This is a genomic window from Nonomuraea sp. PA05 (assembly GCF_008086045.1).
Classification (GTDB): domain Bacteria; phylum Actinomycetota; class Actinomycetes; order Streptosporangiales; family Streptosporangiaceae; genus Nonomuraea; species Nonomuraea monospora.
On the sequence record NZ_VSEY01000006.1, the window covers coordinates 310937 to 336242 of the forward strand.

A 25306-nucleotide genomic window follows, 5' to 3' on the forward strand; every position below is an offset into this window, starting at 1 on the left:
TCGGCGGCATGCGCGCCCCCGACTGTGGCCCTGTCGCGTCCGATCGCGGCCTGCTCGCCCCCGACCGTGGCCTGACCGGCTTTCCCGACGTGCCCGCCGACGCCCGGATCGTCGACCTGGCCTGGAACGCGATCACCGAGGTGCCCGGGCGGGTCGCCGGGCTGGCCGCGCTGGAGGAGCTGCGCCTCGACGGCAACCGCCTGCGCGAGCTGCCCGCCCTGTCCGGCCTCACCAGGCTCCGCGCGCTGCACCTCGACGGCAACGAGCTGACCCGCCTGCCCGCCCTCCCCGCCGGGCTGGAGACCCTCTTCCTGTACGGCAACCGCGTCGGAGCCCTGCCCGACCCGCTGCCCCCGGCCCTGCGCCACCTGGCCGCCGGAGGGAACGGACTCAGCGGCGTACCGGAGTCGTTGTGGAAGCTGACCGCCCTCGAATCCCTCAACCTGGCCGAGAACGCGCTCACCGCGATCCCCGCCGCCATCGGCGGGCTGACCCGGCTGCGCATGCTCGACCTCGGGCACAACCGGCTCACCACGATCCCGTCCGAGCTGGGCGACCTGCCGCTCACGGACTACCTCTACCTGAGCGACAACGCGTTCACCGAGGTGCCGGAGTCGATCGGGCGGCTGGACCGGCTGGCCTACCTGAACGTGACCGACAACCGGCTGGAGACGCTGCCCGACACGATCGGCTCCATGGCCTCGCTGGTCGAGCTGCGGCTGTACAACAACCGGCTGGAGCGGCTGCCCGATTCGCTCGGGCGCCTGTCGCGGCTCCGCGAGCTGCACCTCCAGGGCAACCGGCTGCGCGAGCTGCCGGAGACGCTGCCCGACGGGCTGCGGCAGCTCGACCTGCGCAACAACCTGCTGCGCGCGCTGCCCGCGAGGTTGCCCGCCGGGCTCAAACAGCTCGACCTGCGTAACAACCGGCTGCGGGAGCTGCCCGCCGACCTGCCCGACCTCGACAAGCTCGACCTGCGGTGGAACAAGCTCGACGGCGAGCCCGAGGTGCTGCGCCGCCTGGAGGAGCGGGGGTGCGTCGTCCTGAGGTGAACCGCGCCCCGTGGCCCTGCGTACCCTCGCACATGACGACATTTCCACGTCTGGCCACAATTGCGCTGCTGGCCGGACTGGTCGCCGGCTGCTCCTCAGGAGGCGGCTGGAGCGACTACGTCGCAGCAGGCAACTCCCAGCCCCCCACCGCCTCCCCCATGACGGTCGAGCAGATCTCCAAGAAGGTCGGCTGCAAGCCGAAGATGCAGGTCGACGCCGACGAGGTGCGGACGGCGTACTGCAAGACGCAGGACGGCGAGTTCTTCGTCAACACCTTCAAGACCGAGCAGCTCAAGAACGAGTGGATGGACCGGGCACCCGAGTACAACCCGCACCTCGTCGGGCCCAAGTGGACCGTGCTGGGGCCGCTGAAGGTGCTGGAGGCGCTGCGCGGGCCGCTCAACGGCGACCTGCACCTGACCGATCACCGGGTCTCGATGACACCCCAACCGAACTCGTAGGTGTCTGAACTCCCGGCGCGGGGACTGCGTACCTCCGCACATGACGACGATTCCACGTCTGGCCGCTCTCGCGCTGCTCGCCGGGCTGGTCGCCGGCTGCTCCTCAGGGAGCGGCGGCGGCTACCTCGCGGCAGCCGGGCAGGCCGGCGCCGCCCCCCTCACGGTCGAGCAGCTCTCCGCGAAGGTGGGCTGCTCGCCACGCATGCAGGTGAACGCCGCCGAACTCCGTACGGGCTACTGCAAGACCCCGGACGGCGAGTTCTTCGTCACGACGTTCCAGAGCCAGGCCGGCAAGGACGCCTGGATGGACGCCGCTCCCGAGTACAACCCGCACCTGGTGGGACCGCTGTGGACCGTGCTGTCCAGCAGGAAGGTGCTCGATCTGCTCAAGGAGCGGCTCGGCGGGGACCTGCACCTCACCGACCATCGCACGAAGAAGATGCAGGTCGTCGGCTGACACTCCCGCCGTACTCCGGCGAGGTCCCTTCAGGGGCCGGGGTGCCCGGGGCGGGGCCCGGGCACGGCGGTGGTCAGCGGTGGCGCAGGAGCTCGTACTGGGCCCTGATCTCGCCAGGGGTGGCGACCCGGTCCAGGAACAGCAGGCCGTCCATGCGGCAGTCGCAGGGGTTCTGCTCCCTGGTGTTCTGCGGGAGGCTGCCCCCGATCTTGATCCCGCGCGGGTCGGTCGGTGAGGTGAGGTCGGGCTCAGGAGCGCCCTCCAGCCCCCAGGGGTCACCGGCGACCGTGTAGGAGCCCGTCAACGGCCGCCCGTCGCGGTACAGGCGCATCGCGCCCGTGTCGAAGTCGAAGGTGGCGGCGAGGAACACCCACTGGTCACGGGGCAGGACGCGCTGCCACGGCAGGTCGGCGGCGAACGTCTGGGAGGCGGACCCGTCCACCCTCCTGGCCAGCGCCACCACCCGCAGCTCGCCGTTCACCGTGATCAGCTCCAGCAGCGCCCGCACGTCGTGCCCCTGGGAGTTGCCGCTGAGGACGCCCGCCAGGCCGATCGCGTTGTAGCGGTCGGCCGGGTCCGGGGTGCCGGAGTTGAGCGCCGGGCCGTCGGTCATCAGCTTGAACCAGCCCATGACGGTGGTTCCGGCCACCGCGTTGAGCGAGCGCAGCGTGGGCACGCCCTGCTCGGCGTACACGCCGGCCTTCCAGTCGTCGTTGCCCGCCGTCGCGGGCTCGACCTGGCGGGTCTGGAGCGCGTGGCCGCCGCCCCGGTACGCGGCGTCCTCGACGCGCATCGCGGCGCCGCCGTTGACCAGCGCGAGATCCGTGCCGGACAGGCCCTGGTCCTGCTCGCGGGACGGGTCGCCGGGCAGCGGGTGCTCGAAGTCGTAGGCGGCGACCAGGTCGCGGCGCAGCGACGGCAGCACCCCCGCCGGGGCGTAGGCGGCCCTGGTGACCTTCCAGATCTTGCCGTTCGCCTTGGACAGCACGTACAGCTCGCCCGCCCTGTCCATGCCGAAGCGCAGGTCCACGCGGGCGTCGCCGGCCAGGCCGGCCATGGTCACGGCGTCGCCGGCCGCGTCCACCAGGCGGGGGCGGTGGATGGCGGCGCGGCCGAGGCCCTCACGCAGGTGGCCGGCGGTGGCGGTGAAGATCTGGCCGTCCACGATGTCGCCGAACACGTACGTGCCGGACAGCAGCGGCAGCCGGTCGCCCCGGTAGACGAAGCCGCCGACGATGGCGTGGCCGCTGTCGGCGGTGCAGGGGTGGCCGGGCGGCGGGTCGTGGTCGTAGGCGGCCACCGGGTAGGTGTAGCCGAAGCGGGCGTCGTCGTCCGGCAGCGTGTACAGGTTGCAGCGGTCGGCCCGGTTGAACACGAAGGAGCCTTCGCGCTCGCTCCAGCCGAGGTTGTCACCGGGGCCGACGTCGTAGACGGCCTCGATGGCGTGCTCGCCGATGTGGCCGAGCAGCAGGCGGTCGCCGTCCCAGCTGAAGCGGTGGGGGTCGCGCATGCCGTACGCGTAGATCTCGCCGAGTTTGCCTTCCTGGCCGGCGAACGGGTTCGCGGGCGGGATGCCGTACTTGCGGCCGTTCGTGGCGGTCGGGTCGATCCTGAGGATCTTGCCCTGGGGGATGGCCAGGTTCTGCGGGTCGTCGCTGGAGGCGCCCCGGCCGCCGTCGCCCGCCGCGATGTAGAGCAGGCCGTGGTCGGCGTCGCCAGGGCGGGCGGAGGGGTTGAACGAGATCTGCTGGATGCCGTGGATCTGGCCGGAGAAGCCGAGCCTGAGCACCTCCCTGCGGGTGCCGGAGAACACGCTCGCGCGCGGGTCGGTGGCCGTCCACTCGGTGATCACGCCGTGGAACCTGGTGCCGGGCTGGGGCGGCAGGTCGGGGGTCTTCGTGGTGAGCGCGGCGCCCCACTCGGTGTGGACGGTGTAGAAGAGGCCGTTGCCGCCGAAGCCCGGGTGGAAGGCGGCGAAGCCGAACCCGCTGCCCAGGCCGCGTCCGGAGACGAAGTCGGGCGCGAACGCGGCGGCCACGTCCAGGTACTCCTTCGGCTGCCGGTCCCTGCCGAGCAGGTAGAGCCTGCCGTTGAGGTCGTTGACGTACAGGCGGCGGGAGCCGTCGGGGACCTCGCCCAGGTAGTTGATCCTGGCCTGGCGCACCAGGCGCGGGTCGTTGCTCGGCGGCGGGATCGGCTCGCTCTTCGGGAAGGCGGCGAACTCCTCCAGGGTGAGGGTGAGCGGCGACGGGATCGGCTTCTCAGGGATGGGGTCCGCGACGGGCACCGGCTCCAGGAGCGCGAGTGCGGGAGAGACCGGGGTGCAGAGGGCGGCGGTCAGGAGGACGGCGGCGACGGTGCGAAAGGTCGGCATCGAGGTCCTCTCGCGGGCGCCCCGGAGGGCGAAAGCGCTTTCGGGACTCCCGGATCGTAACCCGGCCCTCAGGGGTGTCAAGGGGGTGGTGGGGCGGTGGAGGCGCGCACCACCAGCTCGTGCCGGGTACGCCGCCGCCTCGGCCGCGACGCCGGCGGCCTGAGCACCAGTTCGAGCGCCTGCTTGCCCATCCCCACCATCGGCAGCCGCACCGTGGTCAGCGCCGGATACACGTCCTGGGCCACCGGCACGTCGTCGAACCCGGCGACCGAGATCTCCTCCGGCACCCGCCGCCCGTGGTTGAGCAGCCACGACAGCGCCCCCACCGCCATCGGGTCGTTCAGCGCGACCACCGCCGTCAGGTCGGGGCGCGCCCGCATCAGCCGCGCGGTGGCCGCCGCGCCGCCCTCCCTGGTGAAGTCGCCGTGGACGACGGGCACGGCCGCCCAGTCGAGCCCGGCCTCGCCGGCCGCCGTACGCAGCCCGGCCAGCCGGTCCTCGACCGTGGTCAGGTTGGCGGGCCCGCCGAGCACCCCCATCCGGCGGTGCCCGAGGCCGAGCAGGTGACGCATGAGCGTGACGCCGCCGGCGGCGTTGTCGGGCAGCACCGCGTCCACCGGCAGGTGGTGGCGGCCGATCACCGCGACCCGGCCGCCCGCCGCCGTGAACGAGCGCATCTCGGCCGCGATGTCGGTCTCCGTGCTCGCCTCGACGTAACCGGACCCGGCCAGCACGATCGAGGTGACCCGGTGGGCGCGCAGGGCGCGGATGCGGGCCAGCTCCGCCCGCGGGTCGCGCTCGGTCTGGCTGATCAGCGCCAGGTAGCCGCGGCTGTCGGTCTCGCGCAGCACGCCCCTGGCGATCTCGCCGAAGTACGGGTCGCCCACGTCGTGCACGATCAGCCCGACCATGGACGCCTGCCCGCCGGCCAGCGCCCGCGCGTGGCTGTTGGGCACGTACCCGACCTGCGAGGCGATCGCCTGGACGTGCGCCGCGACCTCGGCGCTCACCCCCGTGCTGCCGTTCATCGCCCGCGAGGCCGTCGCCAGGGAGACTCCGGCGGCCTCGGCCACATCGACCAGACGGGGCGGGCCGGGGTGAGAAGGTCGCTTCGCCATGTGGTGCGGACCCCCTTGTCCAGGGCGGAATCCCGTGTAATCGTAACCGAAAGCGCTTCCGAAAGCGCTTTCGCTCAGCCTCTTCTGACGGGGGTCTCCTCGATGGCAAGAGTTCGCAAGGGCCTGACGATCATCTCCATCTGCGCATTAGGGCTCACCGGGTGCGCGAAGACCGACGAACCCGGCGCCGCACAGTCGCCGGGACAGCAGCAGGGGCCGGTCAAGATCGGCATCTCGCTCCCGCTCACCGGCGACTTCTCCGAGCCCGGCAAGGGCATCCAGGAGGGGTACCAGGTGTGGGCCGACCAGGTGAACGCCAAGGGCGGCCTGCTCGGCAGGAAGGTCGAGCTGATCTTCCGTGACGACGCCTCCGACCCCAACCGGGTCAGCTCCGACTATGAATCCCTCATCACTCAGGACAAGGTCAACCTGGTCTTCGGGCCGTTCTCCTCGCGCCTGGTGATCCCCGCGGCGAAGGTCGCCGAGTCGTACGGCATGCTCTTCGTGGAGCCCGCGGGAGCCGCGGCCGAGGTGTTCGAGCAGGGCTTCACGCGCCTGTTCTACGCCGCGCCCGCCATCGCCGGCGATCACTACGACTACCTGGCCGACTACCTCGTCAAGCTGCCGGCCGACCAGCGGCCCAAGACGGCGGCGTACGCGAGCCTGGACGATCCGTTCGCCCAGGGCACCGCGTACGGGCTGCGCGACAAGCTGGCCGCGGCCGGCGTCAAGACCGTCGTGGACGAGGTGTACCCGCCGGAGACCACCGACTTCGCCCCCATCGCCGCCAAGATCGCCGCCGCGAAGCCGGACCTGGTGGTGGGCGGCACCCAGTTCGAGGACTCGGTCGGGCTGGTGCGGGCGCTGCAGGAGCTGAAGGTGCAGCCCAGGCTGGCGGCCTTCTCCACGGGGCCGACGCTGGCCGAGTTCCCCACCGCGGTGAAGGGCGCGGCCGAGCACATCCTCTCGCCGGTCGGCTGGTCCGCCACCGCGACGTTCACCGGCAACCAGGAGATGATCAAGCGCTACAAGGAGATGTTCGGCGGCGACGCCAACGAGGACGCGGCCAACGGCTACACCGTCGGCCAGATCGTCGAGGCCGCCGTGAACGCCGTCAAGTGCGTCGATCCCACCAAGGAGTGCCAGGACAAGCTGACCCAGCACATCAGGCAGGGCACCTTCGACACCGTCGTGGGCCCGCTCTCCTTCGACGACAAGGGACGCCCCGAGCAGGCGCACATGATCCAGCAGTACGTCAAGGGCAAGATCGAGATCGTCCTCCCCGAGCAGGCCAAGACCGCCGACCTCGTCTACCCGAAGCAGGACTGGTGAGCCTGCTGCTGCAGGGGCTGGCCCTGGGCGTGCTGACCGGCGGGCTGTACGCCCTGCTCGCCTCGGGCCTGTCGCTGTACTTCGGCGTGATGCGGGTGGTCATGGTGGCGCACCCGGCGTTCCTGTTCCTGGCCGCCTACCTCACCTACACCGTGCACACCGCGCTCGGCGTGGACCCGTTCCTCGCGCTGCCGCTGACCGTGCCGCTCTTCTTCTGGCTGGGCGTGGCGGTGCAGCGGCTGCTCATCGCCAGGCTCGCCCCGGACAGCCTGGCGATGATGTCGGTGCTGCTCACGTTCGGGATCGCGCTGGTCATCGAGGGGCTGCTCGGCACGTTCTACACGGGCTCCTACAAGTCGGTCAGCATGGACTACGCGACCCGGTCGCTGACGATCGGCGGCGTGCACCTCCCGTACGACAAGATCATCGCTTTCTCCGTGGCCGCGCTCACCCTCGCCGTGCTGTTCGCGGTGCTGGTCAAGAGCCGGTTCGGGCAGGCGCTGCGGGCCACCATCCAGCACCGCGAGGCGGCCAGGCTGGTCGGCGTCAGGACCGAGCGCGTCGCCGGGTACGGCTTCGGCGTCGGCCTGGCCACCGCCGCCGTGGGCGGCACCGTGCTGGCGGTCATCACGCCGTTCTTCCCCGCCTCGCACTGGGTGTGGATCGGCAAGCTGATGGCGATCATCGTGGTCGGCGGGCTGGGCAGCGTGATCGGCGCGGCGCTGGCAGCCGTGCTGCTCGGCGTGGTCGAGGGCGTCGTGCTGGTCACCGTGGACGCCACCTGGGCCACCATGATGTTCTACGTCTTCCTCTTCCTGACCCTGCTCGCGCGCCCCCAGGGGTTCTTCGGAGGCCGGCTTGCGCACCGCTTCTAGGGGCCTGCCGCCGCTGCTGGCCGGCACCGTTTCCAGGGGCCTGCCGCTGCTGCTGGCCGCGCTGGCGATCGCCTACCCGTGGCTGGCGCCCAACTACTACCTGGTGTACGCGGGCGCGCTGACCGTCATGTACGCCGCCATGGCCACCTCCTGGAACCTGCTGGGCGGCTTCACCGGCTACGTCTCGCTCGGCCACTCCGCGTTCTTCGGCCTCGGCGCGTACGGCACCGGGCTGCTCGTCGTCCGCCTGCACGTGCCCTGGGCCCTGGCCCTGGCGGTCTCGGCGCTGCTCGTCACGGTGTTCGCCGTCGGCGTCGGCATCGCCGCGGTCCGCGTGCGCGGCGCCTCGTTCGTGATCGTGTCCATCGCGCTGGTGTCCATGATGAACCTGATCGTGCAGGGCTGGCGCTCGCTGACCGGCGGCTCAACCGGCCTTCAGGTGCCCTCGCCGTTCCCCGGCCTGCACCGCGGTCAGACCCACATGGTGTTCTTCTACCTGTTCCTGGCGCTGCTCGCGGTCGCGCTGCTGTCCTGGTGGTACGTCTCTCGCTCGCGCTTCGGCGCCGGCCTGCGGGCCATCAGGGAGGACGAGGACAAGGCCGAGTCGCTGGGCGTGCCCACCGGGGCGTACAAGGTGGCGGCCTTCGCCCTGTCCGCCCTGTTCGTGGCGCTGGCCGGGGGGCTCTACGCGCTCTGGTTCGGCAGCCTCGACCCGATCTTCGTCTTCTCCATCCTGATCGCCTCCTACATGGTGCTCATGAGCCTGCTCGGCGGCGTCAGGCACCTGTACGGGCCGCTGCTCGGCGCGCTCATCGTGGCACCGGCGGGGGAGTACTTCCTGATCGCGCTGGGCGAGACGCAGATCCACCTGACCGCGACGGGGCTGGTGCTGGTGCTGGTCGTGCTGTTCATGCCGGACGGCATCCTGGCCCGCCTCACCAGAAGACGGACAGGGCCCTCCATCCCCGGCGAGACAGCCGACCAGCGACTCCAGGGGGTGGCGCAGTGAGCCTGCGGACGGAGGGGCTGACGAAGTCGTTCGGCGGCGTGCTGGCCGTCAACGGGGCGGACGTCGAACTGCGCGACGGCAAGATCAACGGCCTGATCGGGCCGAACGGCTCGGGCAAGACCACGTTCTTCAACATCGTCACCGGCATGATCAAACCGGACTCCGGCCGGGTCCTCTACCGCGATCGCGACATCACCCGGCACTCGCCGCACCGCGTCGCCCACGCCGGCATCGGCCGCACCTTCCAGCTCTGCCGGATCTTCCCCCGCCTCAGCGTGCTGGAGAACATGCTGGTCGCCGTCCGCCGCACCCGGCTGCGGGAGCTGCTGGCGGGGCTGCGCGACACGGCGGAGGTCGAGCGGGCCCGCCACTGGCTGCGCCGCATGGGCATCGAGCACCTGGAGGACGCCGAGGCCCGCGACCTGTCGTACGGGCAGCAGAAGCTGCTCGAACTGGCCGCCGTGCTCATGGCCGAGCCGGACCTGGTGCTGCTCGACGAGCCGGCAGGCGGCGTCAACCCGGCGCTGATCGACCGCATCGTCCACCTCGTCCGCGACCTCAACGCGGAGGGCCGCACCTTCCTCGTCGTCGAGCACAACATGGACATGGTGATGGGCATGTGCGACCACGTCGTCGTCTTCGACCGCGGCGCGCCCATCGCGGCGGGCCCGCCGGCCCTGATCAGGGAAGATCCGCGCGTGCTGGAGGCGTACCTCGGTGTCTGAGACGGTGCTGACCCTGGAAGACGTCGTCGCGGGGTACGGGCGGGCGGCGCCGGTGCTGCGCGGCCTGTCCGTCACAGTCCACGCCGGTGAGGTCGTCTGCCTCGTCGGTCCCAACGGCGCCGGCAAGTCCACCGCCCTCAAGGTCGCCAGCGGCCTGCTCGCCCCCCGCTCCGGCCGGGTCCTCCTGTCCGGCCAGGACGTGACGGGCCTTTCACCTCAACGCCTGCTCGCCCTGGGGCTGGCCCACGTGCTGCAGGGGCACAGCGTCTTCCGCGAGATGACCGTGGCCGAGAACGTCCGGCTCGGCGGCTTCACCGTCCGCGACCAGTCCCGCCTCAACGCGCGCATCGCCGCGGTCAAGGAGCTGTTCCCCGTCGTGGGGGAGCGGTGGGGGAGCATGGCGGGGCTGCTGTCGGGCGGGCAGCAGAAGCAGGTGGAGTTCGCGCGGGCGCTGATGCTGGAGCCCCGGGTGGTGTTGCTGGACGAGCCGTCGATGGGGCTCGACCCGCGCAACACCCAGGTCGTCTTCGAACAGATCGATCTCATGCGGAAGGCCGGGGTGGCGGTGCTGCTGGTGGAGCAGAACGCGCGCCGGGCGCTGGAGATGGCCGATGTGGGGTGTGTGCTGGATCTGGGGCGGGTGCACATCTCGGGGGTGGCACGGGAGCTGGCCGCCGATCCGCGGCTGGGACGGCTGTACCTGGGCGGCGCGCCCGCCCCGTAGCGGTTCACGAGCCGGCGACCAGCACCCGCTTCCTGAACACCCAGTACGTCCACCCCTGGTAGACCAGCACGAACGGCAACGCGATCAACCCGATCCACGTCAACATGCTCAACGTGTACGAGGCCGAAGCCGCCTCAGCCAGCGTCAGCCCCGGCAACGGCCGCACCCGCAGCTCCATGAACACCGACAGCGTCGCCAGCACGATCGAGCCCGCCGTGGCCGCGAACGCCCAGCCCTCCCTGCGCCGCCAGATGAGGGCGGTGGCCGCGGCGAGGGCGGCCATGGCGGCGAGGGCCGGGATGGTGCCGAGGCTCGACAGGGCGGCGACGGCGACGGGGATGGTGACGCCACCGGCGATCATGGCGGCGACGCGGGCGCGGCGGCGTACCGGGCCGGTGGTCTTGAGCGCGAGGAACACCGCGCCGTGCAGGACGCACACCGCCAGCGTGAACGCGCCGCCCACGAGGGCCGCGAGTGGGCTGTTGAAGAGCAGGTCGGCGAAGACCGAGCCCCACAGGAAGGCGGGCAGTGCGCTGCCCACCACGATGCCGAGGTCGCACCAGAGCGGGTTGTCGACCTTGCCGCGCCACTCCAGGCCGACGCCGCGCACGATGAGGCCGACGAGGATCAGCGTCACGGGCAGGTAGAAGGAGCTGAAGACGCCCGCGTACCAGGCGGGGAAGGCGGCGAACATGGCGCCGACCGCGGTGATCAGCCACACCTCGTTGCCGTCCCAGACGGGGCCGATGGTCTGCAGGGCGGCGCGCTGCTGGGCGGCGTTCCTGCTGACGAGGGGCGCCAGGATGCCGACGCCGAAGTCGAAGCCCTCCAGGACGAAGTAGCCGGTCCAGAGGAAGGCGATGATGGCGAACCACAACTCGATCATTGGGGGTGACTCCTCAGTACATCAGGGACGGCTCGCGCGGCGCCTCGGCCGCCTGGACCGGCGCCTGCTCCTCGGCGCCCTTGCGGACGTGCCTGGCCAGCAGGACGACCTCGGCCACGGCGAGCGCGCCGTACAGGAGCGTGAAGATCGTCAGGGAGGTGGCGACCGCGGCCAGCGACACGTTCGGCGACACGCTGGAGGCGGTCAGCAGCTCGCCCGCGACCGTCCAGGGCTGGCGGCCGATCTCGCTGAGCAGCCAGCCGGCGATCACCGCGATGAGCGGGAGCGGCAGCGCGAGCAGCATGGCGCGCGACAGCCAGGCGGGGAACGGCCGTCTGCGGCGGGTGAGCCACAGGCCGAGCACCGACAGGCCGACCGTGGCCAGGCCGAAGACGATCATGACGCGGAACGACCAGAAGACGACGGCGCCGTCGGGGCGGTAGTCGCCGGGGCCGAACTGCTGCTCGAAGCGCTGCTGCAGATCCTCGGTGCCCTGGACGGGGGCCTCGAAGTCGTAGGTGGACAGGAAGCTGAGCAGTTTCGGGATCTCGATGCCGGGGACGACGCTGAACCCGGCCCCCTCCGTGGTCCGCTCCAGGCCCTCGGCGGCGGCCAGCTTCATGGGCTGCTGCTCGTACATGAGCTTGGCGGAGTGGTCGCCGGTGCCCGCGACGACCGCCCCCGCGACGGCCGTCATGAGCAGCGCGGCGCGGGCGGCGCGGCGCCACATGTCCGCGCGCGTGCGGAGCAGCCAGTAGCCGCACACCGCCAGGACGAAGCCGCCCGCCACCACGAACGAGCCGGCGATCACGTGCGGGACCTGGGCCAGCGCGGTGGAGTTGGTCAGCACCGCCCACAGGTCGGTCATCCTGGCCTTGCCGTCCACGACCTCGTAGCCGACGGGGTGCTTCATCCAGGCGTTGGCCGCGAGGATGAAGTAGGCCGACAGGTTGGACCCGATGGCCGCCGCCCAGATGGTCGCCAGGTGCGCCCTTTTCGGCAGCCGGTCCCAGCCGAAGATCCACAGGCCCAGGAACGTGGACTCCATGAAGAAGGCCAGCAGCGCCTCCATGGCCAGCGGCGCCCCGAAGACGTCGCCGACGAACGTGGAGTACTCGCTCCAGTTCATCCCGAACTGGAACTCCTGCACGATGCCGGTGACCACGCCCATGGCGAAGTTGATCAGAAACAGCTTGCCGAAGAACTTCGTGAGCTTCAGGTACTGCTCGTTGCCCGTGCGGTGCCAGGCCGTCTGCAGGCCGGCGACGAAGATGCCCAGGCCGATGGTCAACGGTACGAACAGAAAGTGGTACACGGTGGTCACCCCGAACTGCCACCGCGCAAGATCAAGTGCGTCCATCTTCCCCGTCGTCTCCCTGAGCTCTACACGCTGTAGTACATCTACCCAAAGTAGTACTACAAGCTGTAGAGCATCGCGATGCGAGCTTGGTCACATCGTCTGTGCTGGTTGCCCTGTCGAGGATCGCGCGCGGAGGCCCGCCGCCGCGTCACCCGCCCGGCTGATCGTCGCGTACACCGCCCGGCGGAGTCAGCACGGAGTCAGCGCGGGAGTGCCGCCTCCAGGTACGCCTGGAGGTCGCCCAGCTCGTAGCCGCGGCGCTTGATCTTGTTCACCAGGACGCGGAAGTCCCTGGCCAGGTTGGGCCGGAAGTGCAGGAGCAGGATGTCGCCCGGGCGCAGCTTCTTGTCGGGCACCTGGTAGGCGATCTTGCCGCCCGGCTGGACGGTGGCGGTCCACAGCAGCACGGCCGACATGCCGCAGCTCTTGGCGGCCCTGAGGGTGTCGGTGTTGTAGTTCCCGAACGGCGGCCTGAACAGGGTGGGCCGCGTGCCGACCTCCTTGGCGATCAGCTTCGACGCGCCGCAGAGCTCGCCGCGCTGGGCGGGGTAGGCGAGCAGGCGCAGGTTCGGGTGGGTGAGAGTGTGATTCTCGACCGGTACGCCGGCGTCGCGAAGCTGCCGGAAATATCCCCATTTACCGGCGCCCACGTAGCGGGCCTCGCCGCCCGACTCGTCCGGGGTGCCCTTCGCCTCGACGGCGTCGCGCATGGCGAAGGCGGTGATCGGGATGCGCTGGTCGCGTACCTGCCTGACGAAGCCGGGGTCCTGCTCCCAGCCGTCGTCGATGGTCAGGAAGACGACCTTGCGCCTGGTCGGGATCGAGCTGATCACCGGCGGGAGGCCGCCGGTGCGGGGGATCGGGCGCACCTCGCCCTTGCGCGGCTTGACACCTGGCGGCCCCGTCTCCACGGGGCTCTTCGCCGGTGCGGGAGTCGTGGACGCCCTGGGTGCGGGGCTCGACGAAGCGGTCCCCGCCGGGGCGCACGCGGCCAGCGACAGAACGCACGCCACGCCGATCACCCGGTGTCCCCTGAACATGGGGCACCATCTTGCCAGCCTTCATGAGGTGTTGCCCTTATCCGCGCGCCCTGCGCTGCCTAAAGTGGCGGCATGAAACTGGCGGGCAGCGCCGAGATCGGCGTGGACAGGCAGCGGGTGTGGGCGGCGCTCAGGGACCCGGAGGTGCTGGTGCGCACCCTGCCGGGGTGCGAGCGGCTGGAGGAGACGGGGCCGGACGCGTACCGCATGACGATCAACGCGGGGGTGGGCTCAATCAAGGGCGTCTATCAGGGAGAGGTGGCGCTGTCCGACCCGCTGGAGCCCGAGAGCTTCACGCTCAAGGCACGCGGGCAGGGCGCGCCGGGGACCGTGGACGCCACCGTCCTCGTGCGGCTGAGCGAGCACGACGGCGGGACGCGGGTGGACTACGAGGCCGAGGCCGTGGTCGGCGGGATGATCGGCGGGGTGGGGCAGCGCATGCTCGGGTCGGTGGCCAAGCGGACGGCCGGCGAGTTCTTCTCGGCGGTGGAGCAGCACCTGACGGCGCCCGCCGCCCCCGACTTCGCCACCGAACTCGCCACAGCGCCCGCCGAGGTGCCCACCGAGGTGCCCACCGAGGTGCCCGCCGCGCGGGGCGGCGTGTACGAGCGGCCCCCCAAGCAGCACACCGAGACCCGCCCATGGGTGATGCTGGCGTCCTTCGGCATGGGCGCGGGCGTCGCGCTCGCCGGAGCCACCCTGGGCTGGCTGCTGGGACGCGGCTCACGCCGCCGCGGCGCATGAGGTTGATGGCCTCCTGGACCCTCGCGGAAAAGGATCTCCCGGCGTAGCGTGGCAATATGCGGCAGGCACACGCTGAAGACGCACGAACCGAGGCCAGGCGAGTCGTACGCAACCTCCTGGGCGAGGAGCGTCCGACAGCCGAGATACTGATCGGCGACGTGCGCCCCGTGCTCGGTGACGAGCGTACGGACCGCACGCTGGAGCTGGCCCTCGGCGCCCAGCTCACCAGGCGCTCGGCCGAGCTGGCCGCCATCGCCGCGCTGCTGGTCGGCACCCGCGAGCTGGGCGAGAGCTGGTGGTCCACGCCCAGGGGCGGCAAGCTGCCCGCGCCCGACGAGGTGGTGCGCACGGCCGTCGCCATCGAGCCGTGGACAGACCTGACCGCACTGGAGATGCTGGCCGCCTGGGTCTCCGACGACGCCGCCGACCAGATGTGGGGCGCGCCCGTCGCGCAGGTGGACCTCAACTCCTGGCAGGCGGAGGACCGCTTCGGCCTGCCGCCGGGCGTCAAGCCGGGCCAGCGCCTCGTCGTGCACTTCGACGCGGGCGGGCGGCTCGACGCGGTCGTCGCCCGCCGGGCCGACGAGGAGCTCGGCTCCAACCTCGACTTCCAGTCGCTGCGCTACTCCCGGCCCGCCGAGGCGCAGTGGAGCTGGGGGGTCGCGGCCGGGCTCGGGCCGCACCGGCTGCCGGGGGAGAGCCCCGACCCGTACGCCCGCGAGGTGCCCGCCGAGGCCGTCGAGATCCTGCGCTCGTGGGCGACGCGTCACGGCGCCTCGCCCGAGCAGCTCGGCGAGCGGTGGGCGACGGTGGGCGACGTGGTGGCCGCGATCGAGCGGGTCGACTGGATGTGGCGCAGCGGCGAGTGGTTCGGCTGGTGGCGGGGTGCTTCCGCGCTGGTGGACGAGTCGGCGTACCTGCCGTACCGGCTGGAGGAGCTGGCCGGCGGCTGAGATCCGGAATCCCGGTGGGCGCGGGCGGGTTGTCCACCGGTATGAAGGTCGAGATTTTTTCGGATGTCGTGTGCCCCTGGTGCTACATCGGGCATGCCCGGTTCGCCAGGGCCGCCGAGCGGTTCAGGGCCAAGGGCGGCACGATCGAGGTGACGATGCGGCCGTACCAGCTCAATCCGGACGCGCCGGTCGAGGGTGAGCCGCTGATCCCGGCGCTGGAGCGCAAGTTCGGCCCGAACGCGCGGCAGATGGTCGAGCGGGTCGTCGGCGCCGCCACCGACGAGGGGCTGGAGCTGAACTACGACAAGGCCGTCAACGCCGCCACGTTCGAGGCGCACCGCCTGATCGAGGTCGCCACCCGGCAGGGGCTCGGCGAGGAGATGGCCGGGCGGCTGTTTCGCGCGTACTTCGCCGAGGGGCGCAACGTGGCCGACCCGGGCGTGCTCGGCGAGCTCGCCGCCGAAGCAGGCGTGCGCGACTCCGGCGAGGGCGGCGACGAGGTGCGTGAGCAGCTCGCCAGGGCGCGCTCGCTGGGCATCTCCGGGGTGCCGCTGTTCCTGTTCGAGGGCAAGTACGCCGTGTCGGGCGCGCAGCCGGAGGACGCCTTCTCGGCCGCGATCGACGAGGTGGCGGAGCGTACCGGGCAGACGCCGATCACCCGGCTCGGCGCGCAGGGCGACGGGTGCGACGACGACGGGTACTGCGCGGTCTGACTGATTTCCCGGAATGGGAGAATCGCAGGGTGTCCAGTCGCAGCCTTGCCTACCTGCTCAAGCACGCCAACCAGCGCCTGTCCGACCTGATGGGGCCGGCGCTGGAGCCGTGCGGCATCGACGGGAGAGAGTTCGGGGTGCTGTCCGTGCTGGGCGGCTCCGAGCCGCTGTCACAGCTGGAGGCGGCCCAGCGGATGGGGATCGACCGGACGACCATGGTGGCCATGGTCGACGGGCTGGAGCGCAAGGGCCTCGTCGGGCGCCGGCCGCACCCCGCCGACCGGCGCAAGAACATCGTGGAGCCGACCGAGCGCGGCTGCGAGGTGCTCGCGGAGGCCAGACGGGTCGTGGCGGGCGTCGAGGAGGAGTTCCTGGCGCCGCTGCCCGAAGGCGACGCCAGGCTGTTCAGGGACGCCCTGGAGCTCCTGATCCCGCGCCGCTCAGGCGGCTGACCCCTCATCCGAGCTCATGACGCCCTCGCCGAGCTGGCCGGCGCGGTGGTGGCGGCGGCAGAGCACCTGGTAGCGCACGGGCGCGTCGTCGGTGTCCCCGATCACGACCTGCTCGCCCGTACGCGCCATCGTCCCGCCCACGATCCTGGCGTTGAGCTGCCCTGGACGCCCGCACCAGCACAACACCTCGACCTGCAGCCGGCACACCTCGTCGGCCAGCTCGAACAGCCGCTGCGCCGCCGGGAACATCACCGACCTGAAGTCGGAGGCCAGCCCGAACGCGTAGACGTCCACGCCGTAGGCGTCCACCAGGTCGGCGAGCTGCTCGATCTGCTCGACGGTGTAGAAGCAGGCCTCGTCGCAGATGAGGTAGTCGACGCGGTCGTGCGCGGTCACCAGCCGTACGAGGTCGAGGGAGTCCTCCACCTCGATCGCCTCCAGCCCGAGCCCGATCCGGCTGGTGAGTTTCGGCCCGCCCGATCGGTCGTGCTTGGTCAGCACCAGGCCGCGCCTGCCCTGCCGTCCGTGGTTGTAGTTCATCTGCAGCGCCAGGGTGGACTTCCCGCAGTCCATGGGGCCGAAGTAGAACTTCAGTACGGCATCTCGAGCGCTGGACGGCGCGGCAGACAAGGCAGACAGTTCGGTCACGGGCCGTCAGCTTAGTGGCTTGGCTTGTTCCATGACCTCGTGGGACATTTCTCCCCTGTAGTTGTTCAGGAGGAATCTGTGGTCACCGACAAACCACCGTCCGAGCCGTCGCCGCTCGATGGGTTGATGAGGCAGGACGATCTCACGGCGGCCCAGGCGGACGCCACCCGCTGGCGTTACGGCTTCCTGGTCGTGGTGGCGGGCATCATCGCGCTGCTCATCGCGTTCGGCGCCGCCGTGTTCGCCACGGGGGAGCTCGCCGCGCTGTTCGCCGGTGTGGCGGGGGTGATCGGTACCATCATCGGGGCTTACTTCGGAGTCCAGGCCGGCCAGTCGGGCAAGGCCAGGGTGGAGGCCGAGCTGGCCAGGACACAGGAGATGGTGGTGCGCCTGGCGGCGTACGTGGGCCCCACGAACGCGCCCCGAGTCATCGACGAAGTGCTCGGCCGTCGCCGGAGCTGAGGAGCCATGCGTAGCGTGCGTATCGGAGTGGACACCGGAGGAACCTTCACCGACGTCGTGGCGGTGGACGAGGAGACCGGTGAGATCCACACCACGAAGACCCCCTCGACCCCGGCGAACCCGGCCGACGGCTTCCTGGCGGGCGTCGAGAAGCTCGGGCGGCTGGACGTCGCCGCCATCGTGCACGGCACCACGGTGGCCACGAACCGGCTCCTGGAGGACCGGATCCAGAACCTGGGCTTCATCACGACCGAGGGGTTCGAGTTCGTCCTGGAGATCGCCAGGCAGAGCGTGCCCGACGGCTACGGCAACTCCTACTTCTGGGTCAAGCCGCCCAGGATCGTTCCCGTGCACCAGGTCAAGACCGTCGGCGGGCGGCTCGACCACCTCGGCAACGAGGTGCGGCCGTTCTCCGACGAGCAGGCCGTGGAGGTGGCCCGCTGGTTCAGGGCCAGGGGCATCACCGCGATCGGGGTCTGCTTCCTGCACTCCTACGCCAACCCCGAGCACGAGCGCCGCATGCGCGAGGTGCTCTGGCGCGAGCACCCCGATGCGGTGATCTCGCTGTCCAGCGACGTGCTGCGGGAGTACCGCGAGTACGAGCGCTCGGTCACCACCCTCGTGGACGCCGCCGTCAAGCCCGCCATGCGCAGCTACATCGCGACCCTGTCGAACCGGCTCGGCATGCCGTTCTCGGTGATGAAGTCCAACGGCGGCGTGCTGTCGGCCCGCGAGGTCGTCAACCAGCCCATCACCACCGTCCTGTCGGGACCGGCGGCGGGCGCGCTGGGCGCGGCGCTGATCGCCTCCACCGCCGGCCACGAGTCGGTGATCACCCTGGACGGCGGCGGCACCTCGACCGACGTGGCCGTGGTGATCGACGGCGAGCCCTCCATCACCACCGAGGGAGCCGTCGGCCGCTACCCGTGCAAGATCCCGATGATCGACATCATCACGGTCGGAGCGGGCGGCGGCTCGGTCGCCTGGATCTCGCCCGAGGGCACGCTAAAGGTGGGGCCCCGCTCCGCCGGCGCCGACCCGGGCCCCCTCTGCTACGGCAAGGGCGGGACCGAGGTGACGGTGACGGACGCGCACGTGTTCCTCGGCCGGATCCCGCCGCACCTGCTCGGCGGGGAGATCCCGCTGGACGTGGAGGCCGCCGGGACCGGGGTCAAGGCCCTGGCCGACAAGCTCGGCCTCACCCCGGAGCGCACGGCGACCGGCATCCTGGAGATCAGCGCCTTCAACCAGAGCAACGCGATCAGGCAGCTCACCGTCAAGCGCGGGCTGGACGTGCGGGACTTCCCGCTGGTCACGTTCGGCGGGTCGGGGCCGCTGCTGGCGTGCCGGCTGATCGACATCCTCGGCCTGCCGTCGGTGATCGTGCCGCGCGATCCGGGCAACGTCTCGGCGTTCGGGCTGCTCACGGTGGACGTCAAGAACGACTACGTGCGGACGTACGTCACCCGCGACCTCTCGCTCGGCAAGGCCGTGGAGATCTTCCACGACCTGGAGCATCAGGCGGGCGAGGCACTCGACCGCGAGGGCTTCGACGACCCGGTCTACCAGCGCAGCGCCGACCTGCGGTACTACGGCCAGGCCTACGAGGTGCGCGTGCCCGCCCCCGCCGGGGAGATCGACGACGACTGGCACGCCGAGGTGATCTCGCGCTTCCACGACGCCCACGAGAAGCTGTACGGCTACGCCTACCGCGACGACCCTCGGCACGGCGTCGAATGGGTGAACCTGCGCGTCTCCGGCATCGGCCCGATCAACCGCCCGGTCATCCGCCGCCTGGACAAGGCCGGCGAGGGCGCCACGTCGGTGCGTCCCGTGCACTTCGACGAGACCCGCGACACCCCGATCCACCAGCGCGCCGCCCTCGGCCCCGGCGCCACGGTGCAGGGGCCGGCGGTGATCGAGGAGTACGGCTCGACGATCCCCGTCCACCCTGGCTTCACCGCCAAGCTCGACGAATACGGAAATGTGGAGATAAGCCGTGACTGATCCCATCCTGGTGGAGATCGTCGAAGGGACCCTCGCCTCCGTCGAGAAGGAGGTCGAGACCGCCATCGCCCGCACGGCCCGCTCGCCGATGATCCGCGACGCGCACGACTTCCGCGCGGGCATCCACGACGTACGGCTGCGCAAGCTCACCGGCCGCTCCTACAGCGCGCTCGTCCAGCCCGTCGTGCGCGACTTCCCGATCGAGACCATGAAGCCGGGCGACGTCTACTTCCACAACGACGTCTACCTGTCAGAAGGCGGCATCGGCCACCTGCCCGACCTGTGCGTCACCGTCCCGGTCTTCCACGAGGACTCCGTGGTGGCCTTCGTGCAGGCGTTCGGCCACCACGACGACATCGGCGGCTCGGTGCCCGGCTCCATGCCGTCCCACGCCCGCTCGGTCTACGAGGAAGGGCTGATGGTCCCGCCGATCAAGCTGTGGGACCAGGGCGTGCCCAACGAGGCCGCGCTGCGCATCATGACCCGCAACTCCCGCATGCCCGACAGCCTCGCCGGCGACCTCGACGCCGAGTGCTCGGCCTGCCTCATGGGCGCGCGGCGGCTCGGCGAGCTGTTCGAACGGTACGGCAAGCAGGCCGTCGAGGAGTGCTTCGACGCGATCATCGGCAAGACGACCGAGACGTTCCGCAGGGAACTGCTGGCCAAGATCCCCGAAGGCTCGTACGTGTGGGAGGACTACGCCGAACACGACGGCGTCGACGAGCCCCGCCTGCACGCCCAGCGCATCACCCTCACCGTCGACCACGCCGCCGACGCGCCCCTGACCATCGACTTCACCGGCACCTCACCCCAGGCCAAGGGCCCCATCAACCACGCCGGTGACTACGCCGACGGCGTGTTCCTCAAGAAGTGGCTGGCCCCCGTCCTGCGCAACCTGGCCGACACCCCGGAACGCATGGCCGAACTGGACGTCAACGAGGGAGTGGTGCCCCTCATCAAAATGATCTTCCCCGAGAAGGGCACCCTCCTCACCCCCGTCTTCCCCGCCCCGACCAACGCCCGAACGTTCGTCATCCTCCGCCTTCTCGGCGTCCTCGCCGGCGTCCTGGCCAAGGCCACCGGCGGCCGCATGCCCGCCGACCAGGAGACCATCCGCTACACGGGCGTGTACGGCGCCGACGCCGACGGGCAGCAGTACCTCATGCGCGAAGTGCTCGGCGGCGGCTCAGGCGGACGCTGGTACGCCGACGGGGAGGACACCATCCACGTGGTGCCCGACTCCCGCAACATCCCCGTCGAGTTCGCCGAGGCCCGCTGGCCGTTCCGGGTCGAACGCCTCGCCCTGGCCTGCGACTCGGGCGGGCCGGGCATGTACCGGGGCGGGCTCGGCTACGACAAGCACATCCGGATGCTGCGCGACGCCTCGTACATGTCGATCGCCGACCGCTCCATCCTGTCCTGCTGGGGCGTCAACGGCGGGCTCGCCGGACGGCCGTTCCGGGTCGAGATCGCGGGCAAGGAGATGGAAGGGCTGGTGGACGACCACCAGGTGCAGGCCGGCGACCTCATCAGGATCCGCACCACCGGCGGGGGCGGGTGGGGGTCGCCGTACGACCGGGATCCCCGGGCGGTGGCCGCCGACGTGCGGGACGGGAAGGTGTCCATCGCGGGGGCGCTGGGGGATTACGGGGTGGTGCTGGACGGGGATCGGATCGATGAGCGGGGGACGGCGGAGCTGCGGGCGCGGTTGCGGCCGCCGGGGGATCGGTTCTTCGATCGGGGGCCGGGGTACGCGAGGCTTTCGGGGGGGAGGGGGTATGCGGAGGTGGACGAATTGTGAGGAGTTGAACACGCTTCGTATTCGGGAGGGCTAGCATGATCCCTCGTGATCCTCCCGTTCTCGGCTTATGTCGATGAGTCCATGGTGCTCGCGAGAAGCGTTTATCTGCTGGCGGCGGTGCTGGTAGCACCGCACCAGGCCGATCGTTACCGTGCCGAGCTGCGCGCTCTGCTGCTGCGCAGGCAGCCCCGCTTGCACTGGCGTGACGAGAATGACAAGCGTAGAACCCAGCTCGTCGAGGCGATCGCGGCGTTGCGACCCTCAGGCATCGTTGTGGCCGGGTCCCGTCTCGACCCGAAGCGACAGGAACGGGCTCGCCGGAAGTGCATGCAGTGCTTGCTTTGGGAACTGGGCGACCACCATGTGGTGGACGTGGTCTTTGAACGCCGGGACCGCGAGCTCGACCAGAGGGATCACGAGCTGGCGGTCGCTCTCAAGGGTCGTCACTCGATACCGCCCAGGTTGCAGCTGTCGTGGTGCGATCCCAAGTCCGAGCCGCTGCTGTGGCTGCCGGACATCATCGCTGGAGCGAAGTCGCTTGCCGAGCGCGGTGACGACAGGTTCTGGAGTCAGCTGGAGGTCAATATGCTCGTGCACAGCGTGGAAATCCGCTGAAAAGCGCGAAGCCCGGGCTCCTGTCAATTCCGGCAGTACACCCGGGCCCACTTCCATCCCCCCCGCAGGAGGGCGGCCTGCTCTTACTGTACCCGGCCGCACACGATAAGTCACCCCGAATGCGCCTCGTCGAAGCTCGCGAAATACGTAGCCGCCATGTCCTCATCCCCATGCCCCCCAGCCTCCGCCCGCCGGAGCCTCTCCCCGGCCGCCGCCACCACATCCAGCCGCACCCCCGCCCCCTCACCGGCCTCCCGGATCAGCCGCGTGTCCTTCTCCGCGTTGCGCACGGTGAAGGACGGCGCGAAGTCGCCTGACAGGATGGCCGCCGCCTTGGCCTGGAAGTAGGCGCTGTCCATCGGCCCCCCGCCGATGACCTGCCGCACCAGGTCCGGGTCGAGCCCGAGCCCCCGGGCGAGCGACAGCGCCTCGGCCACCACGGCCGTCAGCGAGATGCCGTAGCTGACGGTGGCCATCTTGAGCCGCGTGCCGGCCCCCGCGTCGCCGAGCCAGAGCGTCCGCTGCCCGAGCGCCCCGAACACCGGCTCCAGCGCTTCCCGCGCCGACGAGGGGCCGGAGGCGAGGATGACGAGCGTGCCCTGTTCGGCGGGCTGCCGGGTGCCCTGGACGGGCGCGTCCACGAACGTGAGCCCGTGCTCGGCGGCCAGCGCCGACAGCCGGTCCACGGCGGCCACGCCGACCGTGCTCATCTGCGCCCACACCTGCCCCGCCCTGAGCCCAGGGGCGGCGGCCGTGACGGCCTCGTGCACGGCGTCGCCGTCGCTCAGCATGGTGACGACCACGTCGGCGCCCTCGACGGCCTCGGCGGGGGAGTGCGCGACGGCCGCGCCGTCCGCCTCCAGCGGGAGGGCCTTGTCCCTGGTACGGTTCCACGCCGTCACCCGCATGCCGGCCCTGGCCAGGTTCCGGCCCATGGGCAGCCCCATGAGCCCCGTTCCGAGTACTGCGACAGAAGTCATGCCCCCACCGTACGATCAGCGCATGGGCCCCGAACGGATCATGGCGGTGCGGCACGGCGAGAGCGAGGCCAACCTGGCGCACCGGCAGGCGGGCGAGACGCCCCTGGTCTACGAGCGGGGCGACGACGAGGTGACGCTGACGGAGCTGGGCAGGGCGCAGGCGGCGGCGCTCGGCGGGCTGCTGGCGGCCCTGCCGGGGGACGAGGCGCCCGAGCTGGTGTGGTGCTCGCCGTACCTGCGCGCGCTCGACACCTGGAAGCTGGCCCAGGAGGCGTGGGGTGCGGGGCCGCTGCCGGTGACCGTGGACGGGCGGCTCAGGGATCAGGAGGCGGGCGCGTTCGCGCAGCTCAACCTGGCGGCGATCAGGGAGCGGCACCCAGGGGAGCTGGCGCGGCGCGAGGCGGAGGGCGCCTACGCGTTCCGTCCGCCCGGCGGCGAGTCGCTGGCCGACGTTGTGGTGCGGCTGCGCGGGTTCCTGCGCGACCTGGACGGGCGGGCGAGCGGGCGGCGGGTGCTGATCGTCGCGCACGACTCGGTGGTGCTGGCGCTGCGTCACGTGCTCGACGGGCGGCCGGACGCGGAGCTGGCGGCCGTGCTGGAGTTCGCACCGGTGCTGAACGCCTCAGTGTCCGTGTGGCGCGCCGGCGAGCTGCTCAGCTTCAACGACGTCGGCCACCTCACGTCGTAAGTGAGGCCGCCTCACGTCGTGACCACCAGGTCGGCCCGTTCCCGGGTGTGGTCGGCGGCGAACCAGGCCCGTTCGGCCGTGAACCACTCGCGCCAGCGCGGCTCCAGCGCGGCGCCGTCGCGGGCCAGGACCCGCGCCAGGCGCACCGGCTCGGCGGCCTCCACCCAGACGGTGTACGCGAGCAGCTCCGCCACCGAGGCCCGAGCCGTCCCGACGCCCTCGATGACCAGGACGGGCGCGACGGGCACGGCCACCTGCTCGGCGTAGGCCTCCCGCACCCAGTCGTACCTGCGGAAACCTCCGGGGAGCCCGCGTTGGAGCGGGCGCAGCACCTGGGACTCCAGGGCGTGGAACCAGCCGCCGGGCCCCGCCTCCCACGGCACGGGGAAGTCGTCGCTGTGGATCACCTGGCAACCCAGCTCCGCCGCCAGCCGTCCCGAGAAGGTCGTCTTGCCCGATCCGGCGGGCCCGTCCACGGCCACCAGCCGGACGGGGCCGCAGGAGGGGCGCAGCCGGGAAATGCGAGAGGCCAGGTCTTTCACCGACCCAGGGTAGGTGACGGGAGACGCCCGCCTGAGAGAATGTGCTTTCACCCCGAACGCAAGCAGGAGGTTGGATCTTGCTCGGACCCCTCGGTGACATCGTCGTGCTCGATCTGTCCAGGGCCCTGGCGGGGCCGCACGCCGCGCAGATGCTCGGTGACCTGGGCGCTCGGGTGATCAAAGTCGAGCATCCGGACGGGGGCGACGAGTCGCGCGGCTGGGGGCCGCCGTTCGTCGGGCCGGATCACGATATTTCGACTTACTTCCTGGCGGCCAACCGCAACAAGCAGTCCATCGCCGTCGACCTCAAGTCCGCCGAGGGCAAGCAGCTCATCGAGCGTCTCGTACGCCAGAGCGACGTCCTCGTGGAGAACTTCCGCACCGGCGTGCTCGACCGCCTCGGCTTCACCGTCGAGCGCCTGCACGAGCTCAACCCGCGCCTGGTCGTCCTGTCGATCACGGGTTTCGGCCATGACGGGCCCGAGGGCGGCCGTCCGGGCTACGACCAGATCGCTCAGGGCGAGGGCGGCCTGATGTCGCTGACCGGCCCCTCGCCCGACGAGCCGTACCGCGTCGGCGCCTCCATCGGCGACCTGCTGGCCGGCATGTACGGCGCGTACGGCGTCGTCGCCGCGCTGCACGAGCGCGCCCGCACCGGCAAGGGCCGGGTCGTGCGCACCTCGCTGCTCGCCGCGATCACCGGCGTGCACTCCTACCACGGCACCGCCTGGACGGTCGGCGGCAAGGTGCCCGCCGCGGGCGGCAATCACCACGCCTCCATCGCCCCCTACGGCGCCTTCCGCTGCTCCGACGGCATGCTGCAGATCGCCGCCGCCAACGACGGCCAGTGGCGCAAGGTCGCCGCGCTCCTCGACCTCGACCCTGAGCAGCCCCGCTACGCCACCAACCGCGACAGGTTCGCCCACCGCGACGAGCTGATCGCCGACATGGAGAAGGCCCTGGCCGCGCACGACCGCGACCACTGGCTGGCGAGGCTGGCCGGGGCGGGCGTGCCCGCGGGCGCGATCAGGACGCTCGACGAGGTCTACGCGTGGGAGCAGACCCGCTCGCAGGGCCTGGTCGTCGAGGTGGAGCACCCGGTGCTGGGCACGATCGAGCTGCCGGGCCCGCCGCTGCGCTTCGACGGGCTGACCGGGTTCGAGCACACCGCGCCGCCCGCGCTCGGCCAGGACGGCGAGGCCGTGCTCGGCTGGCTGGAGGAGCGCGAAAGATGATCGCGAACAGGCGGCACCGGCCGGGGCGCTCATGCGTCAACATTGCAACGTTG

Annotated in this window: 26 protein-coding genes; 18 read left to right on the plus strand and 8 right to left on the minus strand. The window is 71.2% G+C overall.

Annotated elements, in window-relative coordinates; translation table 11 throughout:
• Positions 1-8 precede the first annotated feature (8 nt).
• From FXF51_RS12290 to FXF51_RS12300, 3 genes are read left to right on the plus strand one after another with little or no spacing between them, the layout of a single operon-like run.
• Positions 9-1052, plus strand: coding sequence for a leucine-rich repeat domain-containing protein (locus FXF51_RS12290; RefSeq protein ID WP_148434407.1), 1044 nt, complete (start codon positions 9-11; stop codon positions 1050-1052).
• A gap of 32 nt (positions 1053-1084) precedes the next feature.
• Positions 1085-1513, plus strand: coding sequence for a hypothetical protein (locus tag FXF51_RS12295; RefSeq protein WP_148434408.1), 429 nt, complete (start codon positions 1085-1087; stop codon positions 1511-1513).
• 40 nt (positions 1514-1553) lie between these two features.
• Positions 1554-1970, plus strand: a complete 417-nt coding sequence (locus FXF51_RS12300) for a hypothetical protein (RefSeq protein WP_148434409.1) — start codon at positions 1554-1556, stop codon at positions 1968-1970.
• A 73-nt stretch (positions 1971-2043) separates the two neighbouring features.
• Here the strand turns inward: FXF51_RS12300 and FXF51_RS62560 are convergent, their stop codons facing one another.
• Positions 2044-4344, minus strand: coding sequence for a PQQ-dependent sugar dehydrogenase (locus FXF51_RS62560; RefSeq protein WP_148434410.1), 2301 nt, complete (start codon positions 4342-4344; stop codon positions 2044-2046).
• A 77-nt stretch (positions 4345-4421) separates the two neighbouring features.
• Positions 4422-5462, minus strand: coding sequence for a LacI family DNA-binding transcriptional regulator (locus FXF51_RS12310; protein ID WP_148434411.1), 1041 nt, complete (start codon positions 5460-5462; stop codon positions 4422-4424).
• A gap of 102 nt (positions 5463-5564) precedes the next feature.
• On the opposite strand from FXF51_RS12310, the gene FXF51_RS12315 reads away from it, so the two are divergent.
• From FXF51_RS12315 to FXF51_RS12335, 5 genes are read left to right on the plus strand one after another with little or no spacing between them, the layout of a single operon-like run.
• Entirely contained in the window at positions 5565-6794 is a 1230-nt protein-coding gene (locus FXF51_RS12315; protein ID WP_148434412.1) for an amino acid ABC transporter substrate-binding protein, read from the plus strand.
• Complete coding sequence (locus FXF51_RS12320; protein WP_222871250.1) at positions 6791-7669, plus strand: branched-chain amino acid ABC transporter permease; 879 nt, start codon at positions 6791-6793, stop codon at positions 7667-7669. Before FXF51_RS12315 ends, FXF51_RS12320 begins: the two co-directional genes overlap by 4 nt.
• Complete coding sequence (locus tag FXF51_RS12325; protein WP_222871251.1) at positions 7653-8678, plus strand: branched-chain amino acid ABC transporter permease; 1026 nt, start codon at positions 7653-7655, stop codon at positions 8676-8678. Before FXF51_RS12320 ends, FXF51_RS12325 begins: the two co-directional genes overlap by 17 nt.
• Positions 8675-9403 carry an ABC transporter ATP-binding protein gene (locus FXF51_RS12330; protein ID WP_148434413.1) on the plus strand — a complete coding sequence of 243 codons (729 nt, stop codon included), beginning with the start codon at positions 8675-8677 and terminating at the stop codon, positions 9401-9403. The genes FXF51_RS12325 and FXF51_RS12330 overlap by 4 nt, the downstream gene beginning before the upstream one ends.
• Positions 9396-10127 carry an ABC transporter ATP-binding protein gene (locus tag FXF51_RS12335; protein ID WP_222871252.1) on the plus strand — a complete coding sequence of 244 codons (732 nt, stop codon included), beginning with the start codon at positions 9396-9398 and terminating at the stop codon, positions 10125-10127. Before FXF51_RS12330 ends, FXF51_RS12335 begins: the two co-directional genes overlap by 8 nt.
• Positions 10128-10131: 4 nt before the next feature.
• Here FXF51_RS12335 and cydB read toward each other — a convergent pair whose 3' ends face one another.
• The 3 genes from cydB to FXF51_RS12350 all read right to left on the minus strand — a co-directional run bounded on the left by cydB (position 10132) and on the right by FXF51_RS12350 (position 13413).
• A complete protein-coding gene (gene cydB / locus FXF51_RS12340; protein ID WP_148434414.1) occupies positions 10132-11013 on the minus strand; it encodes a cytochrome d ubiquinol oxidase subunit II in 882 nt (293 codons plus the stop codon).
• 13 nt (positions 11014-11026) lie between these two features.
• The gene (locus FXF51_RS12345) at positions 11027-12373 is read right to left on the minus strand and encodes a cytochrome ubiquinol oxidase subunit I (RefSeq protein WP_148434415.1); all 1347 of its coding nucleotides are present in this window, start codon (positions 12371-12373) and stop codon (positions 11027-11029) included.
• A 200-nt stretch (positions 12374-12573) separates the two neighbouring features.
• Positions 12574-13413: a polysaccharide deacetylase family protein gene (locus tag FXF51_RS12350; RefSeq protein ID WP_148434416.1), complete on the minus strand. Its 840-nt coding sequence runs from the start codon at positions 13411-13413 to the stop codon at positions 12574-12576.
• A 72-nt stretch (positions 13414-13485) separates the two neighbouring features.
• Between FXF51_RS12350 and FXF51_RS12355 the strand changes: the two genes are divergently transcribed.
• The 4 genes from FXF51_RS12355 to FXF51_RS12370 are packed head-to-tail and all read left to right on the plus strand — an operon-like array spanning position 13486 to position 16275.
• Positions 13486-14157, plus strand: a complete 672-nt coding sequence (locus FXF51_RS12355; RefSeq protein WP_148434417.1) for an SRPBCC family protein — start codon at positions 13486-13488, stop codon at positions 14155-14157.
• 56 nt (positions 14158-14213) lie between these two features.
• Positions 14214-15110, plus strand: coding sequence for a hypothetical protein (locus FXF51_RS12360; protein ID WP_148434418.1), 897 nt, complete (start codon positions 14214-14216; stop codon positions 15108-15110).
• A gap of 41 nt (positions 15111-15151) precedes the next feature.
• The gene (locus tag FXF51_RS12365) at positions 15152-15823 is read left to right on the plus strand and encodes a DsbA family protein (protein WP_148434419.1); all 672 of its coding nucleotides are present in this window, start codon (positions 15152-15154) and stop codon (positions 15821-15823) included.
• Between the two features lie 29 nt (positions 15824-15852).
• Complete coding sequence (locus FXF51_RS12370) at positions 15853-16275, plus strand: MarR family winged helix-turn-helix transcriptional regulator (protein WP_222871253.1); 423 nt, start codon at positions 15853-15855, stop codon at positions 16273-16275.
• Here the strand turns inward: FXF51_RS12370 and FXF51_RS12375 are convergent.
• Positions 16264-16923: a thymidine kinase gene (locus FXF51_RS12375; protein WP_187414328.1), complete on the minus strand. Its 660-nt coding sequence runs from the start codon at positions 16921-16923 to the stop codon at positions 16264-16266. The genes FXF51_RS12370 and FXF51_RS12375 overlap by 12 nt on opposite strands.
• Positions 16924-17049: 126 nt before the next feature.
• Here FXF51_RS12375 and FXF51_RS12380 point away from each other — a divergent pair, with 126 nt between their 5' ends.
• From FXF51_RS12380 to FXF51_RS12395, 4 genes are read left to right on the plus strand one after another with little or no spacing between them, the layout of a single operon-like run.
• Positions 17050-17385, plus strand: a complete 336-nt coding sequence (locus FXF51_RS12380) for a hypothetical protein (RefSeq protein WP_262379463.1) — start codon at positions 17050-17052, stop codon at positions 17383-17385.
• Between the two features lie 6 nt (positions 17386-17391).
• A complete protein-coding gene (locus FXF51_RS12385; RefSeq protein ID WP_148434421.1) occupies positions 17392-19392 on the plus strand; it encodes a hydantoinase/oxoprolinase family protein in 2001 nt (666 codons plus the stop codon).
• Positions 19385-21193: a hydantoinase B/oxoprolinase family protein gene (locus FXF51_RS12390; protein ID WP_148434422.1), complete on the plus strand. Its 1809-nt coding sequence runs from the start codon at positions 19385-19387 to the stop codon at positions 21191-21193. Before FXF51_RS12385 ends, FXF51_RS12390 begins: the two co-directional genes overlap by 8 nt.
• 45 nt (positions 21194-21238) lie before the next feature.
• Complete coding sequence (locus FXF51_RS12395) at positions 21239-21808, plus strand: hypothetical protein (RefSeq protein WP_148434423.1); 570 nt, start codon at positions 21239-21241, stop codon at positions 21806-21808.
• A 110-nt stretch (positions 21809-21918) separates the two neighbouring features.
• Here the strand turns inward: FXF51_RS12395 and FXF51_RS12400 are convergent, their stop codons facing one another.
• Positions 21919-22788, minus strand: a complete 870-nt coding sequence (locus FXF51_RS12400) for an NAD(P)-dependent oxidoreductase (protein ID WP_148434424.1) — start codon at positions 22786-22788, stop codon at positions 21919-21921.
• Positions 22789-22810: 22 nt separating this feature from the next.
• On the opposite strand from FXF51_RS12400, the gene FXF51_RS12405 reads away from it, so the two are divergent.
• The gene (locus tag FXF51_RS12405; RefSeq protein ID WP_187414329.1) at positions 22811-23476 is read left to right on the plus strand and encodes a histidine phosphatase family protein; all 666 of its coding nucleotides are present in this window, start codon (positions 22811-22813) and stop codon (positions 23474-23476) included.
• 11 nt (positions 23477-23487) lie between these two features.
• Here the strand turns inward: FXF51_RS12405 and FXF51_RS12410 are convergent, their stop codons facing one another.
• Positions 23488-24018 carry a uridine kinase gene (locus FXF51_RS12410; protein ID WP_148434426.1) on the minus strand — a complete coding sequence of 177 codons (531 nt, stop codon included), beginning with the start codon at positions 24016-24018 and terminating at the stop codon, positions 23488-23490.
• A gap of 77 nt (positions 24019-24095) precedes the next feature.
• Here FXF51_RS12410 and FXF51_RS12415 point away from each other — a divergent pair, with 77 nt between their 5' ends.
• Positions 24096-25253 carry a CaiB/BaiF CoA transferase family protein gene (locus FXF51_RS12415; protein ID WP_148434427.1) on the plus strand — a complete coding sequence of 386 codons (1158 nt, stop codon included), beginning with the start codon at positions 24096-24098 and terminating at the stop codon, positions 25251-25253.
• The last annotated feature ends 53 nt before the right edge of the window (positions 25254-25306 follow it).